The organism is Segatella copri (genome assembly GCF_019249795.2).
Classification (GTDB): domain Bacteria; phylum Bacteroidota; class Bacteroidia; order Bacteroidales; family Bacteroidaceae; genus Prevotella; species Prevotella copri_B.
In genome coordinates this window covers 2916282-2932648 of the sequence record NZ_CP156891.1, presented here as the reverse complement: position 1 = coordinate 2932648, position 16367 = coordinate 2916282, and the positions used below count along the sequence as shown (strand labels likewise).

Here is a 16367-nt window from a genome sequence, read left to right as displayed (position 1 = left end):
AAATCTGCAAAAATTATGATTTGCAAAAGTAATCATTTCAAGACATAACACCAAACATCATGGGGGATTCTTGTAGATATTTAACTCTTCTGCATTTTACTATGCAAACAAAAAGAGCGCACCGCTATTGGCACGCTCTTTTCTTTAAATCATCTTTTAAATATACATTATCGGTTGGCAGTAGGCCACTGATAAGTATCAGTGCAATGGATATCAGCACTCTGGTCGGCAATCATCAACTTGAAATCGCCTTCCTCCAATCTCCATTTGCCATTCCAACCTACGAAGGCCAAATCGTCTGCCTTTAATTCAAATGTCACGGTCTTGGTCTCACCAGGCTGAAGTTCCACCTTGTCGAAGGCACGGAGACGACGGCCATCAGGCACAACACTAGCGATGAGATCGCTACTGAACAGGAGGACACTCTCCTTGCCTGCCACCTTTCCCGTATTCTTCACATCCACGCTCACCTTGATGATGTCGCCGTGGCGGAAATCAGACTGAGAAACCTTCAGGTTGCTATATTTGTAAGAGGTATAACTCAAACCATATCCGAAGCCCCACTGCTGGGTAATCTTCGCATTATAGTCGTAAGCACCTTCCATCGTACCCACCTCCTCACTCTTCTTGAAGTCATAGTTGGCGAGCGAATTGATTTCCTTAGGATAGGTGTAAGGCATCTTGCCACTGAAGTTTGACTTGCCCGATACCAGGTTTGCCAAAGCATCGCCGCCCATGTTGCCAGGGATAAGGATGTTGATGATGCCCTGTGCCAATGGTTCGATGTCAGCGATGAGACGAGGACGACCTTCATTCAGCACCAAGATGACAGGCTTGCCTGTCTGAGCCAAAGCCTTGACCAGATTACGCTGGTTCTCTGAGAGCCAAAGGTCGGTCAGGTTGCCCGGAGTCTCTGTATAGGAGTTCTCGCCAATGCAAGCCACGATGACGTCAGCATCCTTCGCTGCAGCCACTGCCTCCTGAATCTGAGGTTCGTTCTCCTCCCAGTATTTTCCCTTCTCATTATAGGTAACACCCTGGTTCAAGATAACATTCTCCTTGCCATACTCATTACAGAATGCCTCATAGATGGTATTGTACTTGCCGGCAAACTCATCAGCACGATGACCCTGCCAGGTATAGCTCCATCCACCGTTCAGACAACGCATCTGATTAGCATTAGGACCTGTAAGGAGAATCTTCTTGCCATGCTGCAAAGGAAGGATATTACCCTCGTTCTTCAGGAGCACCATACTTTCGGTAGCTCCCTCCAAGGCGAGCTTGGCAAACTCCTCACCACCAAACTTAGGATAATTCTTCAGTTTCTGGGTTGGGTTCTTGAAGAGGTCGAGACGGTACTTCATGCGAAGCACACGGCGACAGGCATCGTCGATGCGACTCATCGGAATCTTACCTTCCTTCACCAGTTCTACAAGATAGCCACAAGCATCGCAAGAATAAGGTTCCATAATCATGTCGATACCGGCATTGATGGCGATGCGGAGCGCATCCTTCTTGTCCTTTGCCACCATCTCACGAGTATAGAGATTGTTGATGTCTGCCCAGTCGGTGATGAGCACACCATCCCATCCAGTCTCTTCCTTCAGCCATCCTGTCAGGAATTCCTTGTTGGCATGCATCGGCACACCATTGACGGAAGCGGAATTCACCATCACGGTTAAGGCTCCAGCCTGCAGACCCGCCAGGAAAGGAGCAAAGTGCTTCTCTCGCAAGTCGGCAGGAGAGATATAGGCTGGCGTACGGTCTTTACCGGTCCAAGGCACACCATAGCCCATGAAGTGCTTCATTGAAGTAGCAATGTGATACTGGTCGATGTTGTTTGGGTCCTCGCCCTGGAAACCATAGACCATCGCCTTGCCCATCTCAGAACTGAGGTAGCAATCCTCGCCAAAGTTCTCCCAGATGCGAGGCCAACGGGCATCACGACCGAGATCAACGGTAGGACTGTAAGTCCAAGGCACGCTCACCGCACGAGTCTCATAAGCGGTAGCCTCAGCCGAACGGCGAGCTATCTCACGATTAAAGGTGGCAGCCACATTGATGTTCTGCGGGAAGAGGGTTCCACCCTGTGTATAAGTAGAACCGTGGTTCTGGTCGAGACCGAAGACACAAGGGATGCCGATGCGCTTCATCGAGATCTTCTGGATTTGTGCGATATACTTCTCCCACTGCTTAGCGGTTGGTGCGCAGGTATTTGGAGCGTTGAGGATAGAGCCAATCTTATAGCGGGAAAGGATAGAATCGGTCTTGTGCTCGTCGATATAGAACACACCATTCTTGTCGTTGGCACCAAAGAGGTCGGTCACCAATTCCATCATCTGACCTATCTTTTCCTCCAAGGTGAGTTTCTTCAGAGTTTGTTCTACCTGAGCCTCAATCTTAGGGTCGCTCTTGATAACCGGAACATTGGCACTGGCTGTATAAGCCAATGCCAACAATGAAATAGATAATAAAATTTTCTTCATAAACAGTAAAGGTTTGACGCTTTATGATAAAAACGGAAATCTTTCTAATATATTATTCAATAGTTACTTTCTTTACGGTGTAACCATCACCCACGAGGAGGAAACCATCCTGCTCTGTCAAGAGTTGGATAGAGAGGTCGGTCAGTACAAACTCCCATGTAGCAGGACCATCCACCATGAAGTCGCCACGTTCTATGTCGCCTCCCTTACCAGTAAGGATGTTGTTCCACCAAGCTGTGGTAGCGGTACCCTGACCTTTTCCATCCACATAGACACGGAGGATGGTGCCAACCTTCACCTTTGAGAGGAAGGTTTCCTTCAAGGCCTCGAATGGTGTACCCCATGTCACGGCAAACTCACCTTCCCAGAGGGTAGTCTCCATAGATGGACGCGGCTCTGTAGTTACCTTGATTTTACCGCAAGGGAACTGTACACCACTGCCATCTACCAATGTAATGTCGTAATCGCCATTGGCGAGGTCGGAAGGAGCAGTAACTTTCAATGCTGTACCCTTATCGAGAACTTCGAAGTCAGCCTCCTTACCATCGATGAGTACTTTCTGAACGTGATCCACCAGGTTCTTGCAGTTGCGGATGGTTGTAGTTTCTCCCGGAGCTACCCAAAGCTCGTTGGCATTGGTACCCAAGACTGGATCATCAGCAGCAGGAGTCACGGTAACGTTCAAGGTGCGAGAAGTGGTCTTGCCCTTGGTGGTGGTTGCCACAATCTTCAGTTCATGATCACCTAAAGGCAAAGTCTGGTCGATAGTATTACCTTCGGCAATCTGCTTGCCGTCGAGCAACCATGTCACAGTGGTGTAGTGAGCTGGAGTCACCTTGATTTCCAACTTATAATTAGTCTTGCGGTCTATCTTGGAATCAGCCAAGTCGGTGTTCAAGATACGTGGATTGTCATCTTCGCTGGCTGTGAAGTATGGTTCATCATCAGAAGAGCAAGAAGACAAGGTAGATGTACCAGCCAGTGCGAAACCCACGGCTAAGAGCATCATCATAGCCTTCAAGACTTTTCCCTTATATTGTTTCATTGTCTTATTCATAATTAATTATTCTATTCTATTGTCCTATAAGACTTAACATTTAACACTTAACATTAAACACTACTTGCTATATCCCTTTCCGAATGGAGGATTGAAGTCTGGCTGAAGGTTTACATCAGCCTTGTCCCACCAGAGGCGCTTGTGCCAATCGTCTGTACCACCCATGCGGTCGATGGCAGCCTTGTAGTTGGCATTGTTGTACTGAGCTTCCAATACAGGATACTGCAAGCGGACAGGCATTGACCAATCGGGATCCGTATAAGTGAAACCATTCTTGGTCAAGAGATCACGATTCAAGATGGCAGGATAGTCAGAGCGGCGCAAGTTAGCCCAACCCTCGGAAGGGTTCATCATGTGGAGAATCCAAGCCTGGGTGTTGATGGTCTCCTTAGGATTGTCACCCAACGGATTGCTGGCAATGAACGCATCAATCTCTTCCTTGGAAATCTTGTTGGATGTAAGATAGTAGTTGTTGAGCAACTCCATGCTGGCACGAACACCAGCCTCGTAGTGACTCTCAGCATCACCACCACCAACATTCCAATCCTTGGTTGCAGCCTCAGCCTTGAGGAACTCCACCTCAGCATAGCTCATCAAGTCGCCAGGACAAGAAGGCATCTCGAAGTCGATGTTCAGGCAAGGACGACTAGCTCGGGCTATATAATCAGAGTTGGCATAAGTGTTCTCGTCTATCTCTGCATACTTCTTCAAGGTAGGAAGGTCATCCACCGTAGGTGTATTCATCCAGTCTGTGTACCAGGCTGCACCAGGGTTGCAAGGCTCCTCACCGAGGTTCTTGCTCTTGAAGTAAGCCAGGAAATCATCGGTCAAGTCGATGTTCTGCTCCTTATCTGGCTTCACCTGACTACGCTTGATATTGTAGTAGTGACGGCAGATGCGATAGAGACGAGGGTCGTTGGTATTCTGCAACTGATAGAACAAGGTAGAGCATATCATGGTAGGCGATGTGGCATCCTGACCATAGAGAATCTCTCCCAAGGCATTGGTACGGAAATCATAATCATTGGCACCATCATAATATGTATAAGGTGCATCAGCATACTTGATATAAGCATCATCTGCAGCACTGGCGATAGCACCGGCAGCCACAGCCTTCTCAAACTCCTCCTTTGCCTTCTGTGGATTAACATCGGAAATGCGCATGGCATAGCGCATACGGAGTGCATTGGCATACTTCTTCCACTTAGCTACATCACCACCCATGCTGGTGACATCACCAGAAATGCGGTCGGTACCTGTGCCAAGCTGCTTCTCGCAAGCGTCAAGTTCCTCGAAGAACCAGCTGTAGAGTTCCTCTACGGTATCATACTTAGGGGTGGAGATACCTGAGATATAACCCAGACCTGCCTCCGAACAAGGCACGTCACCGTAGGTATCTGCCAAAACTGCCGTGAGATAGACACGATGGATACGAAGTGCCGCATTCAAGTTTGCCTTGTCAGTAGATTTGTGGATGGCATCCACAAGGTTCTTGATACTGATTTCATAATAGCGGTCCCAGACACGACGGGTCATATCATCTTCTCTGAAATTAGAACCAGCGTAATTGGATACATTATAACCACCAGCGAAATACTGTGGAAAACCCGTTATATAGTTACGGTAGGTATCCATCAGACTGAAGTCACCGTAAGTCTGCAACAAAGCTGTTGTCAACTGTGCGTTAGGGTCGAGCTCGTTCACCTTGGTCTTGTCGGTATTGATGTTACTCAAGGTATCATCAGAGCAAGAAGTCATCGCAGTGCCGGTTGCCATCAGGGCGAAAGCCATCATCAGGCTGCTCTTACCTATATATTTCTTGATTATATTGTTCATTTTCTTACCTTATTATATATTAGAACTCTTCTAAAGAAATTGATTCATTTTTTTCGGGACTAGAACTTCACGTTCACGTTCAAACCATAACTCTTGCGAGATGGCAGGGAACCATATTCCAGACCGAGACCTGAGGTGTTGTAGCTGGAGTCTGGGTCGATGTTAGGAATGTTCTTCCAAACAATGAATGGGTTACGAGCCACGAAGGATACGGTCAAGCCCTTGACATACTTGCCCAGGATGCTCTCTGGGAAGGTATAGCCGAAAGTAATCTCACGACACTTCACGTAAGAGTTGTCGTAAACGAAGGCACTCTGCACGCCTTTTGCCACATGCTTCCAGTAATCTTCAGGGTTCACGGCGATGTCGTTCTTGCGATAAGTACCGTCGCCATTGTCGATGACACCATCTACGACAAATCCCTTGCAGTTACCTGCTGCACGCCATTCGGCAAGTTCCATACCCGAAGCCTTGCGAGCCTCCTCAGAAGAGTACCACTCCTCACGGCCTGCCAATGTTCCCTTTGCCTTACCTGTCTCGTATGCAGAACGCATGGACATAGAGTAGATGTCGGCACCTACCTTCACATCGAAGGATGCAGAGAGGCGGAAGTTCTTGTAGCTGAAGGTTGAGTAGAAACCACCTGTCCAGTCCCAAGTAGAGTTGCCGATGGTCTTGATTTCCTGGTCAACCTTTGGAAGACCAGTAGCTGCATCGACAACCACCTGTCCCTTGTCGTTGTAGAGGAAGTCGTGTCCACGGATAGCTCCATAGTTCTCACCTACCTTGGCACCTACAGAAACACCGCACCAGGTTGCCTTCGCCAACTCGAAGTAGTCCATGCCATCGATGAGCGACTTCACCTTGTTGGTATTCTTCGAGAAGTTGACACCCAAGTCCCAAGCGAAGTCCTTGATTTGCAAGGCACGGGCATTGAGGGCAATCTCGACACCCTGGTTCTGAATCTCACCGGCATTGATGAGGCGGTAAGCATAGCCAGAGGTGGTGGTTGAAGCCAAACTCAAAATCTGGTCCTTGGAGTTCTGGTTGTAATAGGTGGCATCCAAGCCCAAGCGTCCGTTGAGGAACTTCATCTCCAAACCTACCTCGTAAGAACCTGTCATAGTAGGCTTCAAATCCTTGTTCGGCTGTGTTGAGTTGGCTATCATACCGATGGTATAACCCGAGTAGCTGTACTTGCCCGTGGTATAGTTGAGTGCCAACAGGTATGGATCGGTATCGCTACCTACCTTTGCCCAAGATGCGCGAATCTTACCATAATTGATGAACTTCTTGTTCTTGATAAACTCAGAGAAAACCAAACTACCCGATACAGATGGATATACGTATGTATTGTTATTTGTAGGGAGCGTAGATGACTTATCGCCACGGATGGTTCCCTCCAAATAGTAAGTATGCTTGTAGCCGAGGCTCGCGCTGGCATAGAGAGAGCTGATCTGCTTCTTGTACATACTCTCACGAGTGTTCTGTTCCTGATAGTTCATGATGTTCTGGATGCCATTCATCTGCTGGTTGAGACCGACGTTGGTAGTGGTCTTGTTGTTCACCTTGAAGATGTTACCACCAGCGGTAGCGTTGACATCGAAGTCGCCCCATGAGTTGTTGTAGAGGGCAAGTATCTCGGCGTTGAGTGTGCGGTTGTTGAAGATTTGGTCGGTAAGCTTTCCGGCAGGAGTTCCTGGAGTTGTCTTGGCGATGAATTCCTGGAAGTTCATGCTGTTGATGTCGGTACCGATAGTACCCTGCAACTTGAGGTGCTTGTTGATGTTCCAGATTGCCTTACCCGTAAAACGGAACACGTCCTTGTCGGATGTATTGCTGTTCTTATAGAGATCCCAGTATGGGTTCTTGTTATACTGATCGTTACCATTCCAGTTGGAGTAGTTGCCGTCGGCATCCTCATAGTGCTTCAGCCAAGCCTGGTCGTAGGTACCCGCCAGGGTCATGAGGTTCTTACCCACGTTACTCTGGGAGTCACCAAGGGCAGGACGGTTCTTTACCTTCTCACGAGTATAGTTGGCGGTGAAGTCGAAGTCAACAGGACCTGCAGAGGTATTCACACGGAGGTTGAAGTTGTCACGACTCATATTGGTATTTGGCAAGATATCCTTGTTGCGCATATCCGTAACAGAGAAACGCATACCCGTCTTACCGGAATTAACTGAGAGGATGGCAGAGTTCTGGGTGGTGAAACCTGTGCGGAAGAAATCAGAAGCATTGTTAGGATGCATCATGAATGGACGTTCTTCGCCATCGAAATATTTGAACATGAAGTCATCGGCCTTAGGTCCCCAACTTGAGTTCGTACCAGAAGTGCTGGATGTAGGAAGCTCGCCATTGTAGCCAGCACCATATATCTCCTGGATGTCGTCCCATTTAGCCAACTGGGTATCGATAGTATAAGAACCATTGTACTCCACGGAAATTCTATCCTTCTCCGCCTTCTTGGTCGTAATCAAGATAACACCATGAGAAGCACGGCTACCATAGAGGGCAGAGGCAGCAGGACCTTTCAATACGGTCATCGTCTCGATGTCATCAGGATTGATGGCAGAGATACCATCACCGAGGTCATAACCACCACTTTCACCAGCACTGCCAAAGTTGGTATTATCCAAAGGCACACCATCCACCACGTAAAGAGGCTGGTTATTGCCTGCCATTTCTGTATTACCACGAAGAAGCACGCGGGTAGAACCAGAAGCACCGCCAGCGGTGTTCTGGACAACGAGACCAGCCACCTTACCAGAAAGAGAGTTGATGACGTTAGTTTCCTTCGCCTTGGTAAGTTCCTCACCTTTCACTTCCTCCAAGCCATAGCCGAGAGCCTTGCGGTCGCGCTTGATACCAAGGGCGGTAACAACGACCTCATTCAAGGCCTTACCATCCTCTTGCATCGTGATTTTCATGCCATTAGCAGCTTTCACGGTCATTGTCTTGTAACCGATGTAGCTCACTTCGAGCGTTGCTCCAGGCTTGCAGTTCAACGTAAAGTTACCATCTATATCGGTAACGGAACCGTTGGTTGTACCAGCCACCTTCACGCTAGCGCCAATCAAGGTTTCGCCAGTGGCATCCACCACTGTACCCTTGATGCCTTGGTTCTGCTGAACGCTCATCGCTGCATTGTTCATCTGGGCAGCGAGAATGGCAGAAGCAGGCATCCACATCAAACCTGCACCGAGCAGGCCGAGAAACATAGTTTTCTTTCTCATAATTGATATTTTTGTTTTTAGTTTAACATTATTCTTTCCCAAAGATTCCTTCGAGAATCCAAGGAGCATTCACCTTCATACTCTTGAAACGGTCGAAAATGCCATACTTCTCAGAGCCGTTGCCGAAGTGGTTGTTGTCCCAAACGAAAGTAGAGAAGCCTCGTTTGCGAGCCTCCGTAGTCAAGAACTTACAGTAGTAGGTCATGTTTTCATGCACTTTCTCTGAGTTAGACTTATAGTGATCGGTTACTCCCCACTCTCCTATTACGATACCCAGTCCTTTGTTGCTCCAGGTATTCACCGCCTTGTCGAAGAAATCCGTCATCGTCTTCTCGTTTTCTGCAGGTATCTTGCCAGCATCCTTGTAGGCATCACCCCAGTAATCGTAGGTGCAATCGCCAGCGTAGCTCCATGGCTGATAGTAGTGAAATTCCACACTCATATAGTTGTTGCCATTGCCTTCGGCATCCTTCGGAATGATGAAATCTCCATTCTCTATGCCAAACCATGGGTTACAAACGTAAGTCTGTAAGATGAGGTGGCGCTTGGCATTGTTGCCGCCTGTGGCACGAACCATATCCACGAATATCTGATTGTAAGCATTCTGCACTTCGAGGTTCTCGGCAGTAGGTTTGCCCCAGTTGTCCCTGATGTGAACCTCATTGGTACCGGCGAAAGCCAAGCGACTGTCATAATTGGCAAACTCAGAGGCGATATTCATCCAGAGAAGCGCAAGCTTCTGGCAGTTTTCTTCCTTATATTGATAGGTAGGACGACCTTCGAGCCATTTTTCATGATGCACATTGATGATAACCTTCAAACCGTTGTCAAGGCACCAGCCCACCACCTCCTTGATGCGAGCAATCCAAGCCTTGTCGATGCTCATCGCCTGAGCGTTGGTAATGTGGCACTGCCAACGGATTGGAATACGGATGGCATTGAAACCTGCCTTCTTCACGGCTTGTATCACCTTCTTGGTAACAACGGGACTGCCCCAGGCTGTCTCTGCATGGATAGAACCATCAGGGTTGCCAATCTGCATCGACTCACCATCCTGTCCAGGAGCTGAGCACTCGAATGCGTTGCCAAGATTCCACCCCACAACATCTTTATTCCATTGCTGGGCAGTAGGTATGGATTCGCCTACACCTTGAGAACTGCTGGATGAGTGCAACGTACTTGCTTCGCATGAGAGACATGTGAAGACGCCTATTAAAAAGAGGCTAATTTTCAAAAAGTTCCTTTTCATTTTTATGTTTATATTGTTATTGTTTCGTTTTTTAAATAACTGTTTGACTTACTTAACAGAATCTGGTTGCAAAGATAAAGAAAAGGAACTTCCAGAGGGTTAGATAACAAACAAAAAAAGGTTTCAATTCAGACATATCGTCTAAACAGAAACCTTTTCTTTGAATTTAAAACTCTAATTTACAGATACTTACTTGGAGAAACCCCAAAGTGTTTTTTAAATACAGTACTAAAGTACTTCACATTTACAAAACCGGCTTTCACAGATACATCCAGCACACTATCCCCCTGTTTCAGGAAGATTGCAGCCTGCTCCAGACGTATCAAACGCATAAAATCCTGCGGACTTTGGCCCGTAAGAGTCTTCAGCCTACCATAGAAAAGCGTTCTGCTCATCGCCATCTCTCTACAGAGTCGGTCGATATTAAAGTCTGTGTCGCTCAGATGAGCCAACACCAAACGGGTAGCTTTATCTACAAAAGCCTGGTCTTGCGGATTCAGAACAGCTTCTGCCACATTTTCGAATGTCTGGCCTTGCTTATTCAAGACAGTATCATCCTTTTTCTCTTCAGAAGTTCCAGTAGGTTCCAAGTGTTCATAGGATGAATCAGAACCCACAATCTGCTCGGAAGAAGCAGACTCAGAAGCAACCTCTCCTCTAACAAGAGCAAGGCTTCTGTCCATATAATACTGATTCAACCGGCGACGATTCTTCAAAATACTGGCAACCTTACTCGCAAGAATAGCAGTATCGAATGGCTTGGCTATATAGTCATCAGCACCAAGTCCGAGTCCCTCTATCATAAAGTCACGACCAGCCTTAGCAGTCAGCAGGATAACAGGCAGCCATGATGTTTCCTTATTTTCCTTGATGCTGCGACAGAACTCATCTCCGTGCATTCCCGGCATCATGACATCTGAAACAACGATATCACATATCCCGCCCTCTTTCAAATATTTCAGGGCAGCCTCTGCACTCTCCACATCAACTACTTGATAAGAATCACCAAAAGTCATTCTGATATATTTGCGAAGATCTTCATTGTCATCGACAAAAAGAAGTGTATCCGTTGAAACATCAGCATCCTGCAGAACCGCAGAAGACACAGTCTGGCAAGTTTCATCATGCTTATCTTCAGCTAAAGAAGATTCAGTTACAACATTTTTCTTTTCTCCAACAAGCCGGACAGAAGAATCTGTTACATGACCTAATGGCATCTTCACACAGAAAGTAGTACCCTTTCCTTCCTCACTTACGAAACTAAGCTTTCCTCCTAATTTCTCTACAAGCTTTCGTGTAAGCATCAGTCCTAATCCACTTCCCATTTCCTGAGAATTTATCGCATTAGAAGCCCTGAAGAAGGTCTTGAAGATACTCTTAATTTCGGCCTTTGGAATACCTATACCTGTATCACATACATGAATCACAGCCATCTTACCTTCAACAGAAGCCGACAACGTAACCTTTCCACCTTGAGGTGTATATTTGATAGCATTCGAGAGAAGATTTTCCAATATCAGATCCATCATTTTGACATCAGAATGAATCTGTTGCTGCGGACACGTTTCAATACACAGTTGAATATGCTTCTCCTGAGCTGCCAATACAAACTTTTCCAACTGCACACGTAAAAGCATCGGCAATTCTATATCTTGCAGGCGAACCTGTTCGGCAGACTGCTCTATCTTTTGGAAGTCAAGCAATTCTGTAACCATCTTCAATAGTTTGTTGCCGTTGCGATGCGCCATATCCAAGAATCCACGACTTTTCTCACTCAAGTTGGAATCATTAGCCAGATTATCAAGAGGAGCCAACACGAGACTCAAAGGAGTACGTATGTTATGGGCAGTATTAACGAAAAAATTGATTTTCTCATCATAATACTTTCGCTGTAAGCGCTCTTTGTAATACTGCCAGACAAAATATAAGATGGCAGCAAAAATACAGAGATAGATAATCCATGCCCACCAGGTATTCCACCAAGGCTGGGCTATATGAATCTCCAAAGTTGTTTCTCCCAATTCTCTACCATTACTTCTGCAGATAGCCTTTACATGAAGCAGATAGCTGCCCGAAGGCAAATTTACAAATCGTACCAACTGATTAGAAGATGGTTTACTCCAATTACGGTCGTATTCTTCCAAATAATATTGATATTGAATATCATACTGGTATTGATAATTGATACTCTCGAAAGAAACAACCAGCGTATTCTCATTATGGCTAAGACTCAATTTGCCTTCCTTCAACATTTCAAAGAGACATTCATTCCAGTAATCGGAACGTTCGACACCTTCAACCTCAACACTATGAATACGAAGTGGAGCGGCATAATTCAAACCTTTGGCAAACATAGGAGTCAAAGCGACAACTCCATCGTTGCTGCCAAAAAGCACCCTGCCATCTGAAGTACACGCAACAGACATTCGGTTATACTCACGTTCCATTCCCTTAAAGATGTTGAGGTTTACTATCTTCCCCTGTTTCATGAACGCCAAACCTTTATCCGTACTGATCCACAAATTGCCATTAATACCTTTTATAAGTCCATAAACAGTATTAGAAGGCAAAGCGTCCTGATTAGTATAACGCTTAAACTTCTTTGTCAGTAAATCATAATCATAGAGTCCTCCTCCATCCGTTCCAATCCAGATATGACGGGAATCCTGAAAAGCCATACTGTTGACAAACAAATTAATGTCTTTTTCGGGATACTGTTCAGGAGAAAAGAAACGACGAGGATGCAAAGGTTCGCGCTTATCAATCAAATAGCCTCCATGCGAAGTTCCTACAGCAATAAAACGCTTATCCAGTGATTCCGTGATGCATTGCACTTCGTTGACAGGCAGATAGAATACCGACTTTCCCGTTCCATTCAAATTATATTTATCTGAAGGGAAACAAGCCATATCTCCATCCAAACATCCCACCCAAATATTACCATCGCTATCAGTAAAAAGACTGAATACGTAATCACTCTTCAACATTCCTGTTTCCACAGAATAAGCAAGCATACTAGTGCCATCAGCATGAACCTGATATACGCCATTACCATAGGTACCAACCAGAATTCTGCCGTCTACAGTCTGACAAATCGTAAGCGCCACCTTATTATATAATCCATGATGCCAAAGACGAGTCTGCGCATCATAAACACTTACTCCTTTATCTGTGGCATACCATATTTTCCCATCACGGCTTTGGAAAACATCGTTCACACAATTATCTATCAGTGATTGATTGTTGAGATATTCATGTGTGATATATTCCAATGTATGTTTCATTGGTATCGCCAAATCTACTCCTCCCGAGTAAGAGCCTGTCCATAAATCGCCAAAACGATCGCAGCACAAGGTATATAATCCATTTCCATTCAGTACGTTACCAGGACGTCCATCTGTATCAAGCAAGAGCTTGGTTTGTTTATTCGAACTGTCATAAGCATATATTCCTGCTCCATCTACAGCCATCAGAAGAGTCTGCTTATCATATAAAATGATTGAACGTACGGGAATTTTAGGAATGTTTTGCAAAGATTGGAAATCAGCAGATTTTATCAGCTTCCAAGTACGATCATCCATCACTTTAACTCCTTCGTGAAAAGTACCCAGCCAGATACGATGTCCCACAATATCATGATAAGAGGATACTACAGAACTGCCACTAATCTTCTTTTCTAACTTCCGGGCAGGCATCGAATAGCAATAAACATCTTTAAATGTTCCTATCAAGAGTTTCTGACCTATAAATTGGATATGATTAATATAAGTATTTTTCAATACAAACCTACCCTTAGCTGTCTCCCGAACGATCTCCTTTCCATCAGTAGCTGCTGATAAGCAATAAATGCCTCTATCCATAGCTAACCAGAAATTGCCCTTTTCGTCTACCAACAGTTCGTTCAACACGATACTTCCACCTAAAATTTTCTGAAGATTACATTTCAAAACAAATGTATCTTTCCTCTTATCATATATATACACCTTTCCCTTGTTGTCGTAGGCGTAAATCAGATGTTGCGCATCCTTAGTCAGTTTAATACTTCTACCACAAGCATCACTATACGGCATCTCTGTGTATAAAGTATAATTGGTAACTTGTTGCCCATTATATCGGTCAACTCCACGCTTAGTACTTATCCACATGGCACCATCCTCTGCCTCGACAATAGAATAAACACGAGAGCAGGAAAGACCATTGTCTGTATTGAGATTGGAAAGCATGAACATATTTCTGGAAATATGCGCATATGCCTGAAGAGCCGATGCCAACAGCAGCAATATAATTAGAGTACAGGATTTATATCGTTTCATAATTCTTTCATTGATCTTATTTGGGGACAAAGATAATACAAAAAAATGAAAAACAAATAGAATAATGAGATAAAATGAAAAAAATCTATTATCTTTGCAAGATATTAATATAAAGATATAGACTATGATCAAAAGATTATTATCCTTTCTAGACGCATCGCCAGTGAATTTCCTGGCAGTAAAGAATATCTCCGAGGAATTGGAGAAGAACGGGTTCCGACGTATGAACCCACAGGAGCCTTTGGGCAAGATTGAAGCGGGTGAAAAGTTCTTCGTTACCAAGAACGACTCTTCCATCTACGCCTTCCAAATCGGAAAGAAACCTTTGGCAGATGCCGGTTTCCACATGATCTGCGCCCACTGCGATTCGCCTACCTTCCGCATCAAGCCAAATGCTGAGATGCTTTGCGAGGGCGGTATCGTAAAACTGAATACCGAGGTTTATGGTGGTCCAATCATGTCAACCTGGTTCGACCGTCCGCTCACCCTGGCAGGTAGAGTTATCGTGAAGGGCGAGAATGCGATGAATCCCCAGACGCTCCTTCTTCATGTGAAGCGCCCATTGCTGCAGATCAGCAATCTCGCTATCCACTTCAACCGTCAGGTGAATGATGGTGTGAAGTTAAGCAAGCAGAAGGATGTACTCCCTATCCTCGGCATCATCAATGATGAACTGGAGAAGGGTAACCTCCTGATGAATGTGATAACCGACGAACTGAATATCCTGAAAGAGGATGTTCTTGATTTCGATCTCTACCTGGCTGATGCCACTCCAGCCTGCACCTTCGGTGTACACGATGAGTTTATCTCTTCAGGCAGACTCGACGACCTGTCTATGTGCTGGGCTGGTGTAGAGGCGATGATTGCAGCAGATGCCAATGATACCACCCAGGTTCTCGCCATCTTCGATAATGAAGAGACGGGGTCCCAGACCAAACAGGGAGCCGGAAGTCCATTCCTTTCATATATGCTCCAGCGCATCGCCCTGGCACAGAGCCATACAGAAGAGGCTTATTATCAGGCAGTAGAGCGTGCCTTCATGATTTCAGCCGATAATGCGCATGCCTGGCATCCTAACTATAGCGAGAAGTTCGACCCTACGAATCATCCTAAGTTGGGCGGTGGTCCGGTCATCAAGTTCAATGCAGCCCAGAAGTATGCGAGCGATGCTGTATCAGCAGCCATCTTCGCCAACATCTGCGATGCAGCCAGTGTACCATGCCAGCGTTTCGTAAACCACAGCGATGTGGCAGGTGGCAGCACATTGGGCAATATCCTCGCCTCTTCCATCCCATTGAAGGGTGTGGATATGGGCAATGCCATCCTCGCTATGCACAGTTGCCGCGAAACCGGTAGTGTTATCGACCACGAATATTGCGTGAAGGCTTTCACCAAGTTCTATCAGTTGTAAGCAATCCCGATTTATCTCTTCACTCTTCACCTTCTCGCCTGTACCCCCTCTGTTTATCGGGGTTTCGGGAGGTGAAGAGTTTTCTTTATCTCTTCACCCACTCTTCACCCATATAGAAATATACTATACGCAATATGGGAAGAAAAAAAGAGAAAAAAGCCCCCGAAGCGTAATAGCTCCGGGGGCTTTTTGTTCAGCAGCAAACGCCAGCATATAACTTATCTATAGGGAATATCAAATCCCAATTTTTTCCCCAAACGATATTTCCAAACTCTATCTTGAACTTTTTGAATTTGTTTTCATTCAAGTAAGAGTTATATTGCGGATGTGGGTGATTTCTAATAAAAGCCCCAACATCTATCGTCTTAACAGTGTCATCATTAAAGTGTAATTCAACTTTTAATGGTGCCACATATCTTGCAGAAACAATACTTAAATTCATAATTTCTTCGTTATTTTTGTTGAACGTATTCTTTTCTTATAAATAAAGAAGTTTACCCATTTATCAACTATATTCTTATAGTACTTCTTCACAAAGGCCTCTGCTGTAGCAGCATCCTTCTCACTTAAAGGTGGTATCTTGCTAGAAGTTCTTCTGTGAATTTCAACAAGTTCACCATTTTCTAATATTATCTCGAAAATAGCTTCATGTCCATCCTTCATTACATGAACGTGTATCGGTTCATGCTCATTCGAATAGAACAGAAAGATAAATCCGAAGTATTCAAATATCTTTGGCATCGCAACCTCCTTTTTTAACCTATCTTGATTGCAAAGTT

General features: G+C 45.4%; 9 protein-coding genes. 1 reads left to right on the top strand and 8 read right to left on the bottom strand.

What is annotated here, in order from left to right:
- Positions 1–167: 167 nt before the first annotated feature.
- The 6 genes from KUA48_RS12135 to KUA48_RS12110 all read right to left on the bottom strand — a co-directional run bounded on the left by KUA48_RS12135 (position 168) and on the right by KUA48_RS12110 (position 14177).
- Positions 168–2486: a glycoside hydrolase family 3 N-terminal domain-containing protein gene (locus tag KUA48_RS12135; RefSeq protein WP_153079325.1), complete on the bottom strand. Its 2319-nt coding sequence runs from the start codon at positions 2484–2486 to the stop codon at positions 168–170.
- 52 nt (positions 2487–2538) lie between these two features.
- Entirely contained in the window at positions 2539–3531 is a 993-nt protein-coding gene (locus KUA48_RS12130) for a hypothetical protein (protein WP_256624424.1), read from the bottom strand.
- Positions 3532–3603: 72 nt separating this feature from the next.
- Positions 3604–5379: a SusD/RagB family nutrient-binding outer membrane lipoprotein gene (locus KUA48_RS12125; RefSeq protein ID WP_218432355.1), complete on the bottom strand. Its 1776-nt coding sequence runs from the start codon at positions 5377–5379 to the stop codon at positions 3604–3606.
- 59 nt (positions 5380–5438) lie between these two features.
- Positions 5439–8615, bottom strand: coding sequence for a SusC/RagA family TonB-linked outer membrane protein (locus KUA48_RS12120; protein WP_218432356.1), 3177 nt, complete (start codon positions 8613–8615; stop codon positions 5439–5441).
- A 28-nt stretch (positions 8616–8643) separates the two neighbouring features.
- The gene (locus KUA48_RS12115; protein WP_218414911.1) at positions 8644–9864 is read right to left on the bottom strand and encodes a glycoside hydrolase family 5 protein; all 1221 of its coding nucleotides are present in this window, start codon (positions 9862–9864) and stop codon (positions 8644–8646) included.
- A 179-nt stretch (positions 9865–10043) separates the two neighbouring features.
- A complete protein-coding gene (locus KUA48_RS12110; RefSeq protein WP_218432366.1) occupies positions 10044–14177 on the bottom strand; it encodes a hybrid sensor histidine kinase/response regulator transcription factor in 4134 nt (1377 codons plus the stop codon).
- A gap of 124 nt (positions 14178–14301) precedes the next feature.
- On the opposite strand from KUA48_RS12110, the gene KUA48_RS12105 reads away from it, so the two are divergent.
- Positions 14302–15588 (top strand): M18 family aminopeptidase, encoded by a 1287-nt coding sequence (locus KUA48_RS12105; protein ID WP_218432368.1) that lies wholly within the window; start codon positions 14302–14304, stop codon positions 15586–15588.
- 193 nt (positions 15589–15781) lie between these two features.
- Here the strand turns inward: KUA48_RS12105 and KUA48_RS12100 are convergent, their stop codons facing one another.
- Both KUA48_RS12100 and KUA48_RS12095 read right to left on the bottom strand, forming a co-directional pair.
- Positions 15782–16030 carry a DUF2442 domain-containing protein gene (locus KUA48_RS12100; protein ID WP_118254233.1) on the bottom strand — a complete coding sequence of 83 codons (249 nt, stop codon included), beginning with the start codon at positions 16028–16030 and terminating at the stop codon, positions 15782–15784.
- Entirely contained in the window at positions 16027–16329 is a 303-nt protein-coding gene (locus KUA48_RS12095; protein ID WP_119238464.1) for a DUF4160 domain-containing protein, read from the bottom strand. The genes KUA48_RS12100 and KUA48_RS12095 overlap by 4 nt, the downstream gene beginning before the upstream one ends.
- Positions 16330–16367 lie beyond the last annotated feature (38 nt).